This is a genomic window from Kocuria sp. TGY1127_2 (assembly GCF_013394385.1).
Taxonomy (GTDB): domain Bacteria; phylum Actinomycetota; class Actinomycetes; order Actinomycetales; family Micrococcaceae; genus Rothia.
Map to the genome: position 1 here is coordinate 888,004 of NZ_AP022834.1, position 16,147 is coordinate 904,150.

21 protein-coding genes are annotated in these 16,147 nt (G+C 61.5%); all 21 read left to right on the plus strand.

Features of this window, described 5'->3' with window-relative positions; genetic code table 11:
• The first annotated feature begins 12 nt into the window (after positions 1 to 12).
• Complete coding sequence (locus sake_RS03965; RefSeq protein ID WP_178945494.1) at positions 13 to 1,026, plus strand: iron ABC transporter permease; 1,014 nt, start codon at positions 13 to 15, stop codon at positions 1,024 to 1,026.
• Positions 1,023 to 2,105, plus strand: a complete 1,083-nt coding sequence (locus sake_RS03970) for an iron chelate uptake ABC transporter family permease subunit (RefSeq protein WP_197964453.1) — start codon at positions 1,023 to 1,025, stop codon at positions 2,103 to 2,105. Before sake_RS03965 ends, sake_RS03970 begins: the two co-directional genes overlap by 4 nt.
• The gene (locus tag sake_RS03975) at positions 2,102 to 2,911 is read left to right on the plus strand and encodes an ABC transporter ATP-binding protein (protein WP_129360089.1); all 810 of its coding nucleotides are present in this window, start codon (positions 2,102 to 2,104) and stop codon (positions 2,909 to 2,911) included. The genes sake_RS03970 and sake_RS03975 overlap by 4 nt, the downstream gene beginning before the upstream one ends.
• A 160-nt stretch (positions 2,912 to 3,071) precedes the next feature.
• A complete protein-coding gene (locus sake_RS03980) occupies positions 3,072 to 5,621 on the plus strand; it encodes a hypothetical protein (RefSeq protein WP_178945495.1) in 2,550 nt (849 codons plus the stop codon).
• A 468-nt stretch (positions 5,622 to 6,089) separates the two neighbouring features.
• Positions 6,090 to 6,461, plus strand: a complete 372-nt coding sequence (rplN, locus tag sake_RS03985) for a 50S ribosomal protein L14 (protein ID WP_129360087.1) — start codon at positions 6,090 to 6,092, stop codon at positions 6,459 to 6,461.
• Positions 6,462 to 6,464: 3 nt separating this feature from the next.
• Positions 6,465 to 6,800, plus strand: coding sequence for a 50S ribosomal protein L24 (rplX, locus tag sake_RS03990; protein WP_129360086.1), 336 nt, complete (start codon positions 6,465 to 6,467; stop codon positions 6,798 to 6,800).
• A complete protein-coding gene (gene rplE / locus sake_RS03995) occupies positions 6,800 to 7,360 on the plus strand; it encodes a 50S ribosomal protein L5 (protein ID WP_129360085.1) in 561 nt (186 codons plus the stop codon). The genes rplX and rplE overlap by 1 nt, the downstream gene beginning before the upstream one ends.
• Positions 7,361 to 7,431: 71 nt before the next feature.
• On the plus strand, positions 7,432 to 7,830 hold the full coding sequence (rpsH, locus tag sake_RS04000; RefSeq protein WP_129360084.1) for a 30S ribosomal protein S8: 399 nt from the start codon (positions 7,432 to 7,434) through the stop codon (positions 7,828 to 7,830).
• Between the two features lie 27 nt (positions 7,831 to 7,857).
• The gene (rplF, locus tag sake_RS04005; protein WP_129360083.1) at positions 7,858 to 8,394 is read left to right on the plus strand and encodes a 50S ribosomal protein L6; all 537 of its coding nucleotides are present in this window, start codon (positions 7,858 to 7,860) and stop codon (positions 8,392 to 8,394) included.
• Positions 8,395 to 8,396: 2 nt separating this feature from the next.
• Positions 8,397 to 8,759, plus strand: coding sequence for a 50S ribosomal protein L18 (gene rplR / locus sake_RS04010; protein ID WP_129360082.1), 363 nt, complete (start codon positions 8,397 to 8,399; stop codon positions 8,757 to 8,759).
• On the plus strand, positions 8,756 to 9,466 hold the full coding sequence (gene rpsE, locus sake_RS04015; protein WP_129360081.1) for a 30S ribosomal protein S5: 711 nt from the start codon (positions 8,756 to 8,758) through the stop codon (positions 9,464 to 9,466). Before rplR ends, rpsE begins: the two co-directional genes overlap by 4 nt.
• The gene (gene rpmD / locus sake_RS04020; RefSeq protein ID WP_129360080.1) at positions 9,466 to 9,675 is read left to right on the plus strand and encodes a 50S ribosomal protein L30; all 210 of its coding nucleotides are present in this window, start codon (positions 9,466 to 9,468) and stop codon (positions 9,673 to 9,675) included. The genes rpsE and rpmD overlap by 1 nt, the downstream gene beginning before the upstream one ends.
• A 2-nt stretch (positions 9,676 to 9,677) precedes the next feature.
• The gene (rplO, locus tag sake_RS04025; RefSeq protein ID WP_129360079.1) at positions 9,678 to 10,148 is read left to right on the plus strand and encodes a 50S ribosomal protein L15; all 471 of its coding nucleotides are present in this window, start codon (positions 9,678 to 9,680) and stop codon (positions 10,146 to 10,148) included.
• A gap of 234 nt (positions 10,149 to 10,382) precedes the next feature.
• Complete coding sequence (gene secY, locus sake_RS04030) at positions 10,383 to 11,693, plus strand: preprotein translocase subunit SecY (protein ID WP_129360078.1); 1,311 nt, start codon at positions 10,383 to 10,385, stop codon at positions 11,691 to 11,693.
• A complete protein-coding gene (locus tag sake_RS04035) occupies positions 11,690 to 12,253 on the plus strand; it encodes an adenylate kinase (protein WP_129360077.1) in 564 nt (187 codons plus the stop codon). The genes secY and sake_RS04035 overlap by 4 nt, the downstream gene beginning before the upstream one ends.
• Positions 12,254 to 12,381: 128 nt before the next feature.
• The gene (gene map, locus sake_RS04040; RefSeq protein WP_178945496.1) at positions 12,382 to 13,209 is read left to right on the plus strand and encodes a type I methionyl aminopeptidase; all 828 of its coding nucleotides are present in this window, start codon (positions 12,382 to 12,384) and stop codon (positions 13,207 to 13,209) included.
• Positions 13,210 to 13,247: 38 nt separating this feature from the next.
• Positions 13,248 to 14,423 (plus strand): 23S rRNA (adenine(2503)-C(2))-methyltransferase RlmN, encoded by a 1,176-nt coding sequence (gene rlmN / locus sake_RS04045; protein ID WP_129360075.1) that lies wholly within the window; start codon positions 13,248 to 13,250, stop codon positions 14,421 to 14,423.
• A gap of 300 nt (positions 14,424 to 14,723) precedes the next feature.
• Complete coding sequence (gene infA / locus sake_RS04050; RefSeq protein WP_005505018.1) at positions 14,724 to 14,945, plus strand: translation initiation factor IF-1; 222 nt, start codon at positions 14,724 to 14,726, stop codon at positions 14,943 to 14,945.
• A gap of 130 nt (positions 14,946 to 15,075) precedes the next feature.
• A complete protein-coding gene (gene rpmJ / locus sake_RS04055) occupies positions 15,076 to 15,189 on the plus strand; it encodes a 50S ribosomal protein L36 (RefSeq protein ID WP_030014999.1) in 114 nt (37 codons plus the stop codon).
• Between the two features lie 152 nt (positions 15,190 to 15,341).
• Positions 15,342 to 15,710 carry a 30S ribosomal protein S13 gene (gene rpsM / locus sake_RS04060; protein WP_129360074.1) on the plus strand — a complete coding sequence of 123 codons (369 nt, stop codon included), beginning with the start codon at positions 15,342 to 15,344 and terminating at the stop codon, positions 15,708 to 15,710.
• A 28-nt stretch (positions 15,711 to 15,738) separates the two neighbouring features.
• Positions 15,739 to 16,143: a 30S ribosomal protein S11 gene (rpsK, locus tag sake_RS04065; RefSeq protein ID WP_129360073.1), complete on the plus strand. Its 405-nt coding sequence runs from the start codon at positions 15,739 to 15,741 to the stop codon at positions 16,141 to 16,143.
• The last annotated feature ends 4 nt before the right edge of the window (positions 16,144 to 16,147 follow it).

Genomic DNA, 16,147 nt, shown 5'->3' on the forward strand with positions numbered 1-16,147 from the left:
GTGGTCGACTCCATGACGGTCTCGGATGGGCGGCGGCATTCGCTGGGTCGAGTCGTCTGGTGCGGACTCTTCGGGGTCTGTGCGGTGGCGTCCGTTCTTGCCTCGCTGCGCTTCGGATCCAACGGGCTGACCGGTTCCGACGTCGCCGAAGTCTTCCGCGGGGCAGGCTCGGCTACTGCCCGCACCATCGTGATGGAACAGCGGATACCCCGTACCCTGCTGGGTCTCCTCTGCGGGGCGGCCCTCGGAGTCGCGGGCTCCCTGATGCAGTCGCTGACGCGCAACCCCCTGGCGGAACCTGGGCTGATGGGTGTCAACTCGGGCGCCTCCGTCGCCGTCGTGCTGTCCGTGGTGCTGTTCGGGCCGCTGAACATCCACCTCTACATGCTCGCGGCGCTCGTGGGAGCGGCCGTAGCCGGCGCCGGGGTCTTTGTCCTAGGCCGTGGGGAAACGGGATCGATTGTTCGCCTTGCGCTCGCGGGTGTTGCTCTCTCCGCGGCTCTGGCCGCGGTCAACCAGGCGTTGGTCCTATCCAACCGGGACGCCTTCGACGAGTTTCGACTCTGGGTCGCTGGCTCCCTTGAGGGGCGGGACATCGCGATCGTGGAGTCGGTCGGCCCCATGATTGCGCTCGGGCTGATTCTGGCCGTTGCCGTGGGCCCTTCGATCAATGCCTTGGCCCTTGGGGAGGAATCCGGCGTCGCACTCGGCGTCCGACTCGTCAGGACGCAGACGATCACCTTGGTCTCCGTGGCCCTGCTGACGGGGGCGGCCACCGCGGCCATGGGCCCGGTGGCCTTTGTGGGACTGGCCGTCCCATTCGTGGTCCGCCGGGCGGTGGGCAATGACGTCCGATGGGTCAACGCCGGGTCCCTCCTTCTGGGGCCCGCATGGCTGCTGGCGGCGGACGTCCTGGCCCGTATCGTCATCGCACCGCAAGAGACGCAGGTAGGAATCATCGCGACCCTGGCCGGAGGCCCTTTGTTCATGGCGATGATGTCCGGTCGGCGGGTGAGGTCCCTGTGAGCGCGACAACGAACCGTCGGGGAATCGGCAAAGGACCGTTCCGAAAGGACCTCTCGGGCCGTTCCGTCCTCTCGGTGAGGCGGGGCATCAGCGCGGACATCCCGGTTCGCCAGCTGGTCGTGCACCTGATTCTCGTCCTGGTGGTGGTGACGGTCTCGGCCTGGGCCATGACACAGGGCGAACGGGACCTCGGCCCCTCGGGCGTGTACCAGGCACTCATGGGCAGGGGAGACCGGCTCGATATCTACTTCGTGAACCAGGTCCGGTTGCCCAGGGTGGTCGCCGCGATCGGGGTGGGCGCCGCGCTGGGTCTTTCTGGTGCGATCTTCCAGGTTCTTTCCGGCAACGCCCTGGGCAGCCCCGACGTCATCGGCTTCACCCATGGTGCGGCCACGGGAGCGTTGTTGCAGATCCTCGTGTTCGACGCCGGTCCACTCGGTGTCGCGTCCGGAGCGATCCTGGGCGGATTCGGCACGGCCCTCGTGGTGTACCTGTTGACCAGGCGCACCGGGCTGCGAGGATACCGACTCGTTCTGATCGGAATTGGCACCGGAGCCACGTTGGGCGCGGTCAACTCGCTCCTGGTGGTTCGGGCTTCGTTGACGCAGGCGCAGACCGCAGCCTCCTGGCTCGCGGGATCTCTGAACACCATGAATTGGAGCAAAACGCTCCTGATTGCGGCCGGGCTCCTGATTCTGACCCCGCTCCTGATGAAGGCTTCCAGGCCGATGGCGATGCTCCGGTTCGGGGACCAACTCGCCGTCGGGAGGGGGATACGGGTCAACGGGTGGCGAGTGACCGGGATGTTCGTGGGAGTGCTCCTGGTCGGTCTGGCCACCTCGATCACCGGCCCGCTGGCCTTCGTGGCACTGGCGGCCCCGCACATCGGCAGGAGCCTGACCCCCTCGCGCGGCGCAGGGCTGATCACCGCGGCACTCATGGGGGCGGTAACCGTCCTCTGCGCGGATGTGGCGGGCCAGTATCTCCTGCCCGTTTCGCTCAACGCGGGCGTGGTGACCGGCGCGTTGGGCGGCCTGTATCTGGTGTACCTGATCATCATGGAACGGAGGAGAGCATGAACGAAACGACGGCTCGTCGGAGCAGATTGCGCGCCGAAGGGATCACCGTGGGCTACGGGCAGGACGCGGTGCTCCCTGGGATTGACTTCGAGGTTCCCGACGGCGAGCTAACGGTGATCCTGGGGCCGAACGCCTGTGGAAAGTCCACTCTGCTCAAGACGCTGTCACGGGTGCTGACTCCATCCGCGGGAAAGATCTTCCTGGACGACGCCGCCATGGACAAGAGCCGTACCAAGGACATTGCCCGGGTGTTGGCGATGCTGCCGCAAACCCCGGAGGCTCCCTCGGGGGTGAGCGTCGCCGACGTCGTCGCTCGTGGGCGTTACCCGCATCAGTCGCTGTTGCGTGCGTGGACCGATGAGGACGAACGCGCGTGTGTCGACGCGATGACAGCGGCGAATGTTCTGTCACTCAGAGAACGGTCCTTGGAAGCACTTTCCGGCGGGCAGCGCCAGCGGGTCTGGATCGCGATGACGTTGGCCCAGGACACACCCTTGATCTTGCTCGATGAGCCCACCACTTACCTGGACATCACTCACCAGGTCGAGGTGCTCAATCTGACTCGCCGACTCCATGGCACGGGCCGAACGATCGTCATGGTTCTCCACGACCTCAACCTCGCCTTTAGGTATGCCACCCGACTCGTCCTGATGCGGGACGGAAGGATCATCTCCCAGGGAAGGCCCCGTGAGATCGTCGATGCCGCCCTGATCCGCGACGTGTTCGACCTCGACGCCTTGGTCGTGGAAGACCCCGTGACCGGTGCGCCCCTGGTCGTCCCCGAGGAAAGCACATTGCAACGATAACTAAGGTTACCTTAAGCGCGAGAGTAGGTTAGCTTTAACACGTACCAAGGGTTGTCGTTGTGATAATCCGGTCCGGTTTCTGCGAATGCGGCAAACGAACCGATATTCCCGCCGACGGCTCATGGACATCAATCGCATCCAGAAAACTATGAGGATCACTATGTTTTCTTACAACAATTTCCGCCCTCGAGGATTCAAGGTATGGGCGACTGTCTCTGCGGCAACGGCCCTGACTTTCGCGGGCACGCTCACGGCGGCGCAGGCAGACGGGGTGGGCGCCGCAACGGCTCCGGCTCACGGTGCAGCCTCGGCAGCGTGCGAGTATCGCAGCTTCGATGTCCGTGCTGAGCAGACCCAAGGCCTGCCGGGACAGTACCAGCTGGCGTATTCGAAGAAGAATGACGCTCTCTGGGCCACCGGTACGGCCCTTGGCGGGGCCAACACCACGGCCACTCTTGCCAAGATCGACCCGCAGACCATGAAAATCGAGAAGACCGTTGCCCTGGACACCGTGCCGTATATTCCGAGGGGCGGGACTGAGGTTGCTGGTGTTCAGCTCAAGGGGCCCTTCGGGATCGATGTGGACGATGTGAACAACACGGTATGGGTGACCAACACCATTGCGAACGAGGTCACCGCTTATGACCAGGCCACCTTGAAGGAGGTCTTTTCGACCTCCAGGCTTTCGCCCGAGGAGCGCGCGAAGGTTGAATTCACCCATCCACGCGAGGTTCGCATCGCAGACGGTAAAGCCTTCGTTGGCGTTCGGGGTTCGGTGGTGGTCTTCGATACAAAGACCTACGCATTCCTGCAGAAGATCAACGTGGCCGATGTCGAGGACAGGGCCACGACCGTCATGAATATGTGGGTGGACGAATCTGAAGGGAAGGCTTACTTCCCGGTCCGTATGAGGGATGAGGTCAAGATCTACGACCTGAAAGACCTCTCGAAGCCGATTCAGGTGGTCAAGCTCCATAAGCATGATCCCGAGGCCAATCTCTACGCCTCCGACGTCGTGGCGGATCACTCGCTCAATGAAATCTATGTCTCGTCCCAGGGCGACAAAGGGAAGAACTCCGGTGTGGGTGTCTATGACAAGACCACGGGCGAGTTCAAGAAGTGGATCGATCTTGGTGGAAGGGCGCTGTCTCTGGACGCGGATGAGGACAACGACGTCGTTTACCTCACTGATTTCGACGGCAAGTCTCCTGACAGGGGTGTATATGTGATTGACGGCCGCACCCACACCGTCGCCGCTATCGTTCCCAAAAATTCCGTGGACGCTCCCTTCGGTGTTAACGACGTGATTGTGACCCCCAAAGGTGTGTTCGCCGTCGACAAGGGTGGGGCGTACAAGAACGCGGAAGTGCCCTTCACCATCGATTACCGGACCGGAAAGTTCACCACCTCCTCGACGTCCGTTTTGGGCGTGCAGAACAAGGCAACTGAGGGCGCACCCGCTGATTGGCAGCCCGCCGAGCCGACCCCGATCAACGCGGACACTCTCGTCAAGCTGACCGCAACGTCAACCGGAACCGTCAATGGCCAGAACAAGGGTGCATCAGGCGCCGATGCAAGCGTCAAGACCGTCGAGTCCAAGCAAGACGCAGGGGCCAAGGTCACGGGGGCCACCGTGGTCTCCGAGGGGCAGGCCATCAAGGTTTCGGGAACGGGGTGGAAGCACCCGAATGGAACCGGAGGGTCCACGGTGGCCGTCAAGTACGACAAGGGTACGGTTTCCATCGATGGCAATGCAGTGATCGCAACCGTCGAGGCGGACGCCCAGGGGAACTGGGAGATGAACCTGCCGTATCCGACCACGGCAAACTCCACCGTCAAGGAAGGCGCCTGGGGTCCCGGAACAACGCACACGCTTTCCTTCCTCTCAGGCTCCCTCAAAGAGGGCGACGCGAGCCGTGGCGCGAACTTCCAGATCAGCGTCGCACAACCGACGTGTGATACACCCGAAGCCAAGCGCGTGACCCCGACGACGAAGGTGTTCCAGGGGTACGGCACTCTGGTTGACTCGAAGGTCGGCGAGATGGTGCCTCCTCCGACCGACCCGGTAAAGCAGGACCCGTCGCCAAGCCCGGCCCCGACCGACCCGGTAAAGCCGGGCCCGTCGCCAAGCCCGGCCCCGACCGACCCGGTAAAGCAGGACCCGACGCCAAGCCCGGCCCCGACCGACCCGGTAAAGCAGGACCCGACGCCAAGCCCGACCCCGACCGACCCGGTAAAGCAGGACCCCGGCGTCGGAAATGAAGGCCCGGGCTCGGGGCAGAAGGCGCCTGGCGCTGATGGGGCAGATAAGGAACCCGGTCAGCTGGGTTCCGGAGCCCCGTCAGGGGAGACCGGAAAGGATGACGGAATGAAGAGCGGAAGAGGGCCCGCCGCCACTGGTGATCCTGCAGATGCCGGTGACGCTGGCGAGAAGGCTCCGGCAAGCATCGCTGATCACGATGAAGCCGGCGCCGGCGCCAACAGCCCGACCGGCAACGAATCGGCCTCGGGCTCTCAGGGCCAGACCGCAACAAGCGGGACGGGGGTGAACTCTCAGACCCCGGCCGTCTCGAAGGGTTCCGCACCCGCCACGCAGTCCGGCCTGGCCAGCACTGGAGCCGGCAAGCTGATGTGGGTTGCCGGCCTGGGCGCGGCGGCCACGGCTGCCGGCACCGCGGTGGTGGCTCTTCGGCGCAAGAAGGCGCACTGATCTGGCGACGCGCTGAGTGCACCTCGCGCAGTCCTCTGATGGCGCACAATATCGGGGCCGAGGCGGTTCGCAATGACCCGCCACGGCCCCGGTCGTCGTCTCAACCGACGGAGAGGTGATGAACGTCAAGTACCTCCCGTCGTTGTGGCTTATCTGGCCCTGTTCGGGGGAGTTGCCCTGTGGTAGCCTTGATTACTTGTGTGGGTCGACTCGGCCTGCGCGCAACCACGGATTTTTCGTGCCAGTGCATAATGCCGCTGTCAACGGGTGCATGCGCCCGCCATCGAAGCGGGACCAGATGTTCCTGGCATGGACAGTCCCAGGCGCAACCGCCAACTTCCATTCCTGATGAAATGGCAGACCGGTGCGTCAATCATCCCGAACACAGTGTTCCGCAAGGCCCGCGTCGCGTCAGTCAGAGATCTTCTGGCGGCGTCGTGAGAACCGGCGAGACGACAGGAGTATTCAGTGATTCAGCAAGAGTCACGGCTCAAGGTCGCCGATAACACGGGAGCCAAGGAAATCCTTGCTATCCGTATTCTCGGTGGATCTGGCCGTCGCTACGCAGGTATTGGCGACATCATCGTCGCCACCGTCAAGGACGCAATTCCTGGCGGAAACGTCAAGAAGGGTGACGTCGTCAAAGCCGTCATCGTTCGTACCAAGAAGGAGACCCGTCGTGCTGACGGCTCCTACATCAAGTTCGACGAGAACTCGGCAGTGATCCTCAAGAACACCGACGGCGAGCCCCGCGGTACCCGTATTTTCGGGCCGGTCGGGCGCGAGCTGCGCGACAAGCGGTTCATGAAGATTATCTCGCTTGCTCCGGAGGTGCTCTAACTCATGGCTAAGATCAAGAGCGGTGACCTGGTGCAGGTCATTTCTGGTTCCGAAAAGGGCAAGCAGGGCAAGGTCCTGAAGGTATTCCCGGAGACCAATCGCGTCCTCATCGAGGGCGTCAAGGTTGTCACCAAGCACACCAAGGCCAATCCCAACACCGGTGAAGGTGGCGGCATTCAGAAGGTCGAGGCCTCGATCCACGTGTCCAACGTCGCGATCGTCGATCCCGAGACCAAGAAGCCCAGCCGCGTTGGCTACCGCGAAGAGACCGTAGAGCGTGACGGACGTAACCGCACCGTTCGCGTGCGCGTGTCCAAGAGCTCGGGTAAGGACCTCTAATGACCGAAACCAAGATCACCCCCAGCCTCAAGACCAAGTTCAAGGACGAGGTCGTTCCGGCGCTGCAGGAACAGTTCAACTACGGCAACCCCATGCAGTCGCCGAAGCTCGTCAAGGTCGTTGTCAACATGGGCGTCGGAGAAGCTGCACGCGACTCCAAGCTCATCGATTCGGCCGTGCGCGATCTGACCCTCATCACGGGTCAGAAGCCTCAGGTGACCCGCGCCAAGAAGTCGATCGCACAGTTCAAGCTGCGCGAAGGCCAGCCCATCGGCTGCCACACGACTCTTCGCGGAGACCGTATGTGGGAATTCCTCGATCGTCTGATTTCCCTGGCTCTTCCCCGAATCCGTGACTTCCGCGGACTCTCGGATCGCCAGTTCGACGGCAACGGTAACTACACCTTCGGTTTGACCGAGCAGTCCATGTTCCACGAGATCGATCAGGATGCGATCGACCGTGTGCGCGGCATGGACATCACCGTGGTTACCACAGCCAAGACCGACGACGAGGGACGCGCGCTGCTCCGCCAGCTCGGTTTCCCGTTCAAGACCAACTAACTGCTACGTTTCAGGTCCGCTTCCGGTCTTCCGGAGAGCGGAAACCGTAACGAGGAAGGGCAAGTGCCCACATGACCATGACAGATCCTGTCGCAGATATGCTTACGCGTCTGCGCAACGCTAATTCGGCACACCACGATTCCGTGTCCATGCCGTACTCAAAGCTCAAGGCCCGGATCGCTGACATCCTCAAGGCCGAGGGCTACATCAAGGACTGGCACGAGGAAGAGGCAGAGGTCGGCAAGACCCTCGCTCTCGACCTCAAATTCGGTCCCAACCGCGAGTCCTCCATCGTTGGAGTTCGTCGTATTTCCAAGCCGGGCCTGCGCGTTTACGCGAAGTCCACCAACCTGCCTCAGGTGCTTGGTGGCCTCGGCATCGCCATCCTGTCCACGTCTTCGGGGTTGCTTACCGACAAGCAGGCCTCCAAGAAGGGCGTGGGCGGCGAAGTCCTGGCATACGTCTGGTAGTCGGTCACAAGAGAAAGGAAGAGAAGAATGTCACGTATTGGACGTCTCCCCATCTCGGTGCCGGCTGGTGTTGAGGTAAAGATCGACGGCTCCCTCGTGAGCGTCAAGGGTCCCAAGGGAGAACTCTCCCAGGAGATCGCTTCGCCGATCACCGTCTCCCTCGATGGAGATACCCTCACAGTCAACCGTCCCGACGACGAACGCGAGTCTCGTTCGCTGCACGGCCTGAGCCGCACGCTGATCAATAACATGGTCATCGGCGTCTCCGAGGGTTACAGCAAGAAGCTCGAGATCGTTGGCACCGGTTACCGTGTGCTGGCCAAGGGCTCCGACCTGGAATTCGCGCTGGGCTACAGCCACCCCGTTTCGGTAAAGGCTCCGGAAGGAATCACTTTCACCGTGGAGGGCAACAACAAGCTCACCGTTTCCGGTATTCACAAGCAGCAGGTCGGCCAGGTGGCCTCCAACATTCGAAGCCTCCGCGCGCCCGACCCCTACAAGGGCAAGGGTGTTCGCTACGAGGGCGAGCAGATCCGCCGCAAGGTCGGAAAGGCTGGTAAGTAAACATGGCTAATAAGACGAAGTTCGCTGCTCGCAAGCGTCGCCACACGCGCGTTCGCAAGCACGTCTCCGGTACCGCCGCGCGTCCCCGTCTCTCGGTATTCCGTTCGACCAAGCACATGTTCGTGCAGGTCATTGACGATACTCAGGGCAACACGTTGGCCTCGGCATCCACCCTGGAAGCCGAGTTGCGTTCCGCAACCGATATGGACAAGACCGCCAAAGCCAAGCGCGTTGGCGAGCTGGTCGCCGAGCGTGCCAAGGCCGCCGGCGTCGAGTCCGTCGTATTCGATCGTGGCGGCAATAAGTACCACGGCCGTGTGGCCGCTGTTGCTGAAGGCGCCCGGGAAGGTGGGCTGGCACTGTGAGCGAGCAGACCGCAAACGAAAAGGAAAATCAGGTGGCAGAGAACAACGCTGCAACTGAGAACTCCGAGAAAGACAACTCCTCGAAGCGCGACGACCGTCGCGGCGGCAACCGCGGTGAGCGCGGCGGCCGTGGTCGCAATGACCGTAACGATCGTGGTGGCCGCGGTGGACGCGGTGGCCGCGATGAGGAAAAGGACAAGTACATCGAGCGCGTTGTCACCATCAACCGCGTCTCGAAGGTCGTCAAGGGCGGCCGTCGCTTCAGCTTTACCGCACTCGTCGTCGTAGGCGACGGGCAAGGTTTGGTCGGCGTCGGCTACGGCAAGGCCAAGGAAGTTCCCTCGGCCATTGCCAAGGGCGTTGAAGAAGCCAAGAAGAACTTCTTCCGCGTTCCCCGCGTCGAGGACCGCACCATCCCGCACCGCGTGCAGGGTGAAGCGGCCGCTGGTGTTGTTATGCTCCGACCCGCTACGGCCGGTACCGGTGTTATCGCCGGTGGCCCGGTGCGTGCGGTGCTCGAGTGTGCTGGCATCCACGACGTGCTGTCCAAGTCCCTCGGTTCCACGAACCAGATCAACATCGTGCACGGGACCATTGAGGCCCTGCGTCAGCTGGAAGAGCCCGTTGCCGTTGCAGCCCGCCGTGGCCTGCCGAACGACGAGGTCATCCCCAGCTACCTCATGCGCGATGAGAAGGCAGGTGCGTAATGTCCGGTAAGCGTATTCAGCCCAGCGATTCGAAGCTGGAGATCACGCAAATGAAGTCCTACGTTGGCCAGAAGCAGAACATGCGCGACACTCTGCGCTCACTGGGACTCAAGCGTCCGGGCAACAAGGTTGTCCGCACCGCCGATCCGGTGACCTGCGGTATGGTCAACACCGTCGCTCACCTCGTGAAGGTTGAGGAGGTCAAGTAAAAATGGCAGATACCAACGAAGAGCGCCAGGCCATCAAGCTCCACGATCTGCGTCCGGCCAAGGGATCTCACAAAGCCAAGGCCCGCGTGGGCCGCGGTGAAGGGTCCAAGGGCAAGACCGCTGGTCGTGGTACCAAAGGCACCAAGGCTCGTTACCAGGTCAAGGCAGGTTTCGAAGGCGGGCAGCTTCCGCTGCACATGCGCCTTCCGAAGCTCCGTGGCTTCAAGAACCCGTTCCGCGTGGAGTACCAGGTCGTAAACCTGGACCGTATCTCGGAGTTGTTCCCCGAGGGCGGCGACATCACCGTCGACTCCCTCGTGGCCAAGGGTGCGGTTCGCAAGAACCAGCCCGTCAAGGTTCTGGGCCAAGGCGACCTGACCGTCAAGGTCAACGTCACCGTTGACAAGCTCTCCGCATCCGCTGTGGAGAAAATCGAAGCCGCCGGTGGCACCGCCACCGCAACCGGCAAGTAGAACTGCGATCGGGCTGATGCTCGAAGGCATTTCATAGGGATGAGGTCCTTCCCCGGAAGTCCGGGGAGGGGCCTCATCTTGTCTGCATCCCGGCGCGTTGTGGCGGAGTGACGGACGTAATCGGGTTCCCGTGACGCATTGCCGTTAGACTGACGAGGGACCTATTGGCTCGGCAGCTGTCTGCGGACGGCAATCGCCGGGATTCCAACTGAACAAACTTTTACAGGAGGCCAAGTGCTCGGCGCTTTCGGACGGGCGTTCAAAACCCCCGACCTACGACGCAAGCTGCTGTTCACACTCGCGGTCATTGTGATCTACCGCGCCGGTACTTTCGTGCCAGCGCCGGGTGTTGACTACGGGAACGTCCAGCAGTGCATCGCCATGGGAGGTACCACCGGTGGTATCTACGACATGGTCAACCTCTTCAGTGGTGGCGCGCTCCTACAATTGTCGATCTTCGCCTTGGGTGTGATGCCGTACATCACGGCGTCGATCATCGTGCAGCTTCTTCGAGTCGTGATTCCGAGATTCCAGGAATTGCATGAAGAAGGCGGTCAGGGCCAGCAGAAGCTGACCCAGTACACGCGCTACCTGACCATGGGCCTGGCGCTCCTGAACGCCACGACAATCATCTCGTTGGCTCGCTCGGGTGCTCTGCTGGGCAACTGCCCGCTCCCGGTTATCCCGGATGATTCGATCCTCATGATCATCGTCATCATTATCACCCTGACCGCGGGCACAGGCATCATCATGTGGCTGGGCGAGCAGATCACGGAGAAGGGCGTCGGCAACGGTATGTCCTTGCTGATCTTCACGTCGATCGCCGCTTCCTTCCCGTCCGCACTCGGCCAGATCTTCAAGACCCAGGGATGGGGCGTTTTCGCCGCGATCCTCGGTATCGGTCTCGTCGTGATCGTCGCGGTGGTGTTCGTCGAACAATCCCAGCGCAGAATTCCCGTCCAATACGCCAAGCGGATGGTCGGCCGGCGCACGATTGGCGGCACAACCACGTACATCCCGCTGAAGGTCAACATGGCCGGCGTGATCCCGGTGATCTTCGCGTCGTCCCTGCTGATGTTGCCCGGGCTGATCGGGCAGTTCTCGACTCCCAAGGACGGAACACCTCCTCCTGAGTGGGTCAATTGGATCAACGGCAACCTGGTCAAGGGCGATCACCCGCTCTACATGATCTTGTACTTCCTGTTGATCGTTGGTTTTGCCTACTTCTATGTTTCGATCACGTTCAACCCGCAAGAGGTGTCGGACAACATGAAGAAGTACGGCGGATTCATCCCCGGGATCCGTGCCGGGCGTCCGACCGAGCGGTATTTGGGATACGTCCTGAACCGCATCACCCTCCCGGGATCGCTGTATTTGGGCATCGTGGCGCTGATACCTCTGATCGCACTCGTGATGTTCAATGCGAACCAAAATTTCCCGTTCGGTGGCACATCGCTGCTGATCGTGGTCGGCGTCGGCCTGGACACCATCAAGCAAATCGACGCTCAGTTGCAACAACGACACTATGAAGGACTTCTGCGATGAACCGTTTGCTCATCATCGGGCCTCCCGGCGCCGGAAAAGGAACACAGGCCGTCAAGATCTCCGAGGAATTGTCGATCCCGGCGATTTCCACCGGCGATATCTTCAGGGCCAACATCAAGGAAGAAACTGAACTGGGTCGTGAGGCCAAACAGTATATGGACGCCGGTAACCTGGTTCCCGATTCGGTCACCAATCGCATGGTTCGGGATCGCTTGGCCCAGGAGGACGCGAGTCACGGCTTTCTGCTGGATGGTTACCCCCGCAACACGGCGCAAGTCGAGGAACTCGATTCGATCCTCAATGACCTGGGTCAGAAGATCGACGGTGTCCTGCTGCTGACTGCGGACAACGAGGAGCTCGTTCAGCGTCTCCTCGGACGCGCCAAGGATCAGGGTCGTAGCGACGACACGGAAGAGGTGATCCGTCACCGTCTGGAGGTTTACGCCCAGGAAACCGAGCCGATCGTCGGGTTGTACGAGGCACGAGGCATCGTGACTCGCGTGGATGGACTCGGAAGCATCGACGAGGTCAGTCAGCGTTTGCTGGCTGCCGTTCGATAATTCGACTTCCAGTCTCCCAGGAGACCCAACAACGGGCCCCCGACACATTGAAGTCGGGGGCCCGTCTTCCTACCCGGCGACTGGTCCGGATGAACCAACCAAACAAAACGTGATGAGGAAGTGCCCGGATGTTCGGCCGACGCAAAATCGAGTACAAGACCAACCAGCAGCTCCGTGCGATGGCGCGTGCCGGCGTCGTGACCTCACGAGCGCTCGACGCCGCCGTCGCAGCGACTGCCCCCGGCGTCACAACGGCACAATTGGACCAAACTTTCCGCGAAGTGCTCACGGAAAATCACGCGACGTCGAACTTCCTCGGTTACTACGGCTTTCCAGCAACTATCTGCGCTTCTCCCAATGACATCGTCGTCCACGGCATTCCCAACGATGAACCGTTGCGCGACGGGGACATCATCTCGATCGACGGCGGCGCAATCGTCGACGGATGGCACGGGGACTCTGCGCGCACCGTATTGGTCGGGACCGCGACCAGGCAGGACCACGAGCTGTCAGAAATGACCCGAGCCGCGATGTGGCACGGCATCGCCGCCGCGGCCACAGCTGGGCGAGTGGGGGAGATCGGCACTGCCATCGAGGACTTCATCCGCAAGGAATCGGGCGGGACCTACGGGATTGTCGAGGACTACGTGGGCCACGGAATCGGAACCGAAATGCACATGGCCCCCGACGTTCCGAATTACCGCACTCGTGACTCAGGTCCCAGGCTCAAGTCAGGCATGGCCCTGGCGATCGAACCGATGCTTGTGACAGGATCGACGGAGACCGTGATCTTGGACGACGACTGGACGGTCAAGACTACCGACGGCTCCCATGCGAGCCAATGGGAACACTCGGTGGCATTTCATCGGGACGGCATCTGGGTTCTGACCGCTGAAGACGGCGGTGCTGAAGAACTGGCCGCCCTGGGGGTCTCAGTGGCCCCGATTCCCGACTAAGCACCACACACGCCGCACACAGGAAAAGGGGCACTACCGTGTCATCCGAGACTTCGACCCCCGTGGAGATCACCTCCCGGCCCGAGCCCGGCAAAATCTTGCTCAAAGCTCCCCGACGGGCCAAACCGCCGCGCCACATCGCGGATATGGATCTCGCGGGGCGTAAAGAATTTCTCCAAGAACTCGGTCACCGGCCGTTCCGGGCTTCACAGCTGTCCAAGCACTATTTCGAGCGTTTGGTCACGGACCCCCAGGACATGACGGACCTTCCGGTGGCGTCCCGTGAGCAGATGGTTGCCGACGCGATGCCGAAGCTGCTGACCACGGTGAACACCTTGGAAGCCGATGGTGGAGACACCCTTAAACTGGTGCACCGTCTTTTCGACGGTGCTCTGGTGGAATCCGTGATCATGCGGTATTCCAACCGCGTGACCATGTGCATCTCCTCGCAGGCCGGTTGCGGTATGAACTGTCCCTTTTGCGCGACCGGTCAGGCAGGCCTGACTCGGAACCTTTCCACTGCGGAAATTGTGGAACAAGTGGTAGCGGGCGCGCGCATGGTCAAGACGATGAAGGGGCTGGAAAACGCCGAGGACGGTCCAGAAGAAACCAAGCCCTTGCGTATCTCGAACATCGTCTTCATGGGCATGGGCGAGGCCCTCGCAAATTACAAGTCCTCGCTGGGCGCCGTACATCGACTGATCGACCCATCGCCGGAAGGTTTAGGGATCTCGGCTCGAGGGATCACAATGTCGACGGTTGGCTTGGTTCCTGGGATGTACAAGTTCACTCAAGAGAACCTGCCGGTTACCTTGGCTCTGTCCCTCCACGCCCCGGACGACGAGCTCAGGGACGAGCTCATCCCGATCAATAACCGGTGGAAGGTCGACGAGACCCTCGACGCTGCGTATGACTACTACCGTCAGACCGGACGTCGTGTCTCGATCGAGTACGCGCTCATCCGGGACATCAACGATCAGGGCTGGCGCGCCGACTTGCTGGGCAAGAAGCTGGCACAGAGGGGCCGGGGCTGGGTCCACGTCAATCCCATCCCGCTCAACCCGACACCCGGCTCCAAGTGGACCGCCTCGCGCCCCGGCGTCGAGCAGAACTTCGTCGAGCGTCTTAGGGCACACGGCATCCCGACCACGGTCCGGGACACTCGCGGATCCGACATCGACGGGGCGTGCGGCCAGCTGGCGGCAGCGAGCTAGGGGAGTTGATGGCCCTCGCGTCATGGCTGCGAGCCGTCGGGGCGGAACCTATGCACGCTACTGCTACTGCTGCACCGGCATCGTGGACTTCTGACCTTCGGTCGGAGTGAAAATATCCCGGCGAGGGAAGTCACAATGGTTCCTGGTCGGTCGCTGGGTTAACATACAGCAAAGTATGGCGTACACTTGTCTGTTGGTTGTGTCTGCCGTGCGCGCGCACATTTTTGGTGGTGTGATGGCAGAAAGAATCATTCAATTGCCTCTCGCACAGCGCGTGAGGCACCGACGTTAGCGGAGGATATGGCCAAGAAAGACGGCGTAATCGAGATTGAGGGCTCTGTGGTGGAAGCCCTGCCCAACGCAATGTTCCGCGTTGAGCTGGACAACGGTCACAAGGTTCTTGCACACATCTCCGGAAAGATGCGTCAGCACTACATTCGAATCCTCCCCGAGGATCGCGTGGTTGTTGAACTCTCTCCGTACGATCTCTCACGTGGTCGCATCGTCTACCGCTACAAGTAGATCTCATCTCCGCCTCGTGCGGAGGGTGAAGGGCACCGCCCAGACGGGTGGTGCCTGTCTGCGTGCATGGGATTCGACTGCGTGTCGGGTCTCGTAACAACTACAAGTTGCAACAACGCAAAGGAATGCGATGAAGGTTCAGCCGAGCGTGAAGCCCATCTGCGATAGCTGCAAAGTGATCCGCCGTCATGGCGTGGTCATGGTTATCTGCAGTAACCCGCGCCATAAGCAGCGTCAGGGCTAATAGCCTTCTGATGCAGCCGGTTACCGCCGGCATCTAATACAAGGCACCGCACCCCATCAGTGGGATACCTCCGGATACAGAGGCCGGAGACCGGGGAAACTCGGGCAGTGATGCTGTAAACCTCTGGATCAACTACAAGGAGAACCGCCACTATGGCTCGTCTCGCAGGAGTAGATCTTCCCCGCGAAAAGCGCGTGGAAATTGCTCTCACGTACATCTACGGCGTGGGTAAGACCCGTGCCCTCGAGGCCCTGACCGCCACCGGCATCAGCCCGGACATCCGCGTCAAGGACCTCTCCGACGCCCAGCTCGTTCAGCTGCGTGACTACATCGAAGGCAACTTGAAGGTTGAGGGCGACCTCCGCCGCGAGGTGGCCGCCGACATCCGCCGCAAGGTTGAAATCGGTAGCTACCAGGGACTCCGCCACCGCCGCGGCCTTCCCGTACACGGCCAGCGCACCAAGACCAATGCTCGTACCCGTAAGGGTCCGAAGCGCACGGTCGCCGGTAAGAAGAAGTAATCACCCTTTCGCGTAGGAGAAGTTTTTAATGCCCCCAAAGACTCGTGCTGCGGCCGCTCGTAAGCCCCGCCGCAAGGATAAAAAGAATATTGCCGCCGGTCAGGCGCACATCAAGTCCACATTCAACAACACCATCGTATCGATCACCGATCCCTCGGGTGCCGTGATTTCCTGGTCTTCCGCCGGTGAAATGGGCTTCAAGGGTTCGCGCAAGTCGACGCCGTACGCCGCGCAGATGGCTGCTGAGTCCGCCGCAAAGCGCGCTCAGGAGCACGGTGTTCGCAAGGTTGACGTGTTCGTCAAGGGTCCGGGTTCGGGTCGCGAAACCGCTATCCGCTCGCTCCAGGCCACCGGCCTTGAGGTAGGTTCCATCTCTGATGTGACCCCGAGCGCGCACAACGGTTGCCGTCCCCCGAAGCGCCGCCGCGTCTGATCCA

Excerpts from the sequence above, each read along its gene's own strand:
- infA (WP_005505018.1), top strand. The coding sequence starts at position 14,724 with ATGGCCAAGAAAGACGGCGTAATCGAGATTGAGGGCTCTGTGGTGGAA.
- sake_RS03965 (WP_178945494.1), top strand. The coding sequence starts at position 13 with ATGACGGTCTCGGATGGGCGGCGGCATTCGCTGGGTCGAGTCGTCTGG.
- rpmJ (WP_030014999.1), top strand. The coding sequence starts at position 15,076 with ATGAAGGTTCAGCCGAGCGTGAAGCCCATCTGCGATAGCTGCAAAGTG.
- rplF (WP_129360083.1), top strand. The coding sequence starts at position 7,858 with ATGTCACGTATTGGACGTCTCCCCATCTCGGTGCCGGCTGGTGTTGAG.
- map (WP_178945496.1), top strand. The coding sequence starts at position 12,382 with ATGTTCGGCCGACGCAAAATCGAGTACAAGACCAACCAGCAGCTCCGT.
- rplE (WP_129360085.1), top strand. The coding sequence starts at position 6,800 with ATGACCGAAACCAAGATCACCCCCAGCCTCAAGACCAAGTTCAAGGAC.
- rplR (WP_129360082.1), top strand. The coding sequence starts at position 8,397 with ATGGCTAATAAGACGAAGTTCGCTGCTCGCAAGCGTCGCCACACGCGC.
- rpsM (WP_129360074.1), top strand. The coding sequence starts at position 15,342 with ATGGCTCGTCTCGCAGGAGTAGATCTTCCCCGCGAAAAGCGCGTGGAA.
- rpmD (WP_129360080.1), top strand. The coding sequence starts at position 9,466 with ATGTCCGGTAAGCGTATTCAGCCCAGCGATTCGAAGCTGGAGATCACG.
- sake_RS03980 (WP_178945495.1), top strand. The coding sequence starts at position 3,072 with ATGTTTTCTTACAACAATTTCCGCCCTCGAGGATTCAAGGTATGGGCG.
- rpsK (WP_129360073.1), top strand. The coding sequence starts at position 15,739 with ATGCCCCCAAAGACTCGTGCTGCGGCCGCTCGTAAGCCCCGCCGCAAG.
- rplX (WP_129360086.1), top strand. The coding sequence starts at position 6,465 with ATGGCTAAGATCAAGAGCGGTGACCTGGTGCAGGTCATTTCTGGTTCC.
- sake_RS03975 (WP_129360089.1), top strand. The coding sequence starts at position 2,102 with ATGAACGAAACGACGGCTCGTCGGAGCAGATTGCGCGCCGAAGGGATC.
- sake_RS04035 (WP_129360077.1), top strand. The coding sequence starts at position 11,690 with ATGAACCGTTTGCTCATCATCGGGCCTCCCGGCGCCGGAAAAGGAACA.
- rplO (WP_129360079.1), top strand. The coding sequence starts at position 9,678 with ATGGCAGATACCAACGAAGAGCGCCAGGCCATCAAGCTCCACGATCTG.
- rpsH (WP_129360084.1), top strand. The coding sequence starts at position 7,432 with ATGACCATGACAGATCCTGTCGCAGATATGCTTACGCGTCTGCGCAAC.